Origin of the sequence: Microcoleus sp. B9-D4 (genome assembly GCF_036705105.1) — a bacterium.
Lineage (GTDB): Bacteria > Cyanobacteriota > Cyanobacteriia > Cyanobacteriales > Microcoleaceae > Microcoleus.
In genome coordinates this window covers 1-1,179 of record NZ_JAUBTS010000179.1, presented here as the reverse complement: position 1 = coordinate 1,179, position 1,179 = coordinate 1, and the positions used below count along the sequence as shown (strand labels likewise).

The 1,179-nt window shown below is 44.9% G+C and carries 2 protein-coding genes; both read left to right on the top strand.

All coding sequences use genetic code 11. The annotated features are described in order from the left end of the window. Positions 1 to 318: 318 nt before the first annotated feature. On the top strand, positions 319 to 684 hold the full coding sequence (locus tag QUB24_RS33445) for a hypothetical protein (RefSeq protein WP_333157890.1): 366 nt from the start codon (positions 319 to 321) through the stop codon (positions 682 to 684). 7 nt (positions 685 to 691) lie between these two features. Further along, positions 692 to 1,057, top strand: a complete 366-nt coding sequence (locus tag QUB24_RS33440; protein WP_333157888.1) for a hypothetical protein — start codon at positions 692 to 694, stop codon at positions 1,055 to 1,057. Positions 1,058 to 1,179 lie beyond the last annotated feature (122 nt).

The window sequence follows — 1,179 nt, the reverse complement described above, 5'->3', positions numbered from 1 at the left end:
TTACTGTAGTTTAGACTAAATAAAGATGAGAAAGGTGGCTTCAGAAGAACTAGAGCCACCGCGCTGGGAGAGAATAAGGGTGAAAAGAAAAACTATCCACTCCCTTAATGAACAGTGAACGATTAAAAGACTTTCGTCAAGCAGCATACGAGTTATTAGTGCTGGCCTCATATGCAACATTCGAGCTGATGGATGCAGTAATGACAACCAGGAATGCGGCTTGAGGAGCGGAATTTTCGCGAGCGTCCGCTATTCAATCGTCAATGGTCAAGCGTCTATGAAGCCTTACAAGACTGTAGACCAGACCGGAAAAAACTGATGATGCTGTATCAAGAGCAATTACAGCAGCAAGTACCTAGAACAGAACATATATTAGTGGCAATTGACCACACTGCATGGGCGAGACCTGACGCTCAAACATTAAAAGACAGAACCCATGAATATCAGAAAGGCTGCATTGTTGGACAGGGATATAGTACAATTGCGTGGATACCTGAAGAACAAGGAAGTTGGGCATTACCCCTACTCCATGAAAGAATTAGTAGTGGGTCTTCACCCATACTTCAAGCAGCTTCCCAACTCAAACTTGTTTGCGAACAAAGCGTCAACCCAATATTAGCAGTCTTAGACGCCCGAATATGGCAATGCAACTTGGGTATTAGCGCAAGCAGATATTCAAGCTGATTGCTTAATGAGAGTCCGAAAGAATGCTTGTTTTTGGTCAGCACCACCAGCCTATAGTGGTCGCGGTAGACCGCGAAAACACGGGTCCAAAATGAGACTCAATGACCCAACCACATGGCTCAAAGTGGATACTGCGATCGAAATTGACTCTCATCCACAGTTGGGACAAGTCCGAGTCCGTCAATGGCTTGACTTACATTTTTATCGCGCCCCTGAACATCCTGTCAATTTAATTCTCATCGAAAGACTCAATCCCATGTCAAACGGTCAGCCGTTTCCACCCTTGTGGTTGGCTTGGGTGGGAAAACGAACTCTACCTTTAGAAATAGTTTGGTTTAAGTATTTACGACGTTTTGGAGTGGATCATTGGTAACGGGAAAGCCAAGCAAAGATTACATTGGACATTGCCTAACCTGAGAACTCCCTCTCAATGTGAGCGGTGGAGTGATTTAATGCCCTTGATGAGTTGGCAACTCTGGCTGGCTAGGGATTTAG

Bases quoted from the DNA above. Each gene is read 5' to 3' on its own strand.
- QUB24_RS33445 (WP_333157890.1), top strand. From the start codon at position 319: ATGATGCTGTATCAAGAGCAATTACAGCAGCAAGTACCTAGAACAGAA.
- QUB24_RS33440 (WP_333157888.1), top strand. From the start codon at position 692: ATGAGAGTCCGAAAGAATGCTTGTTTTTGGTCAGCACCACCAGCCTAT.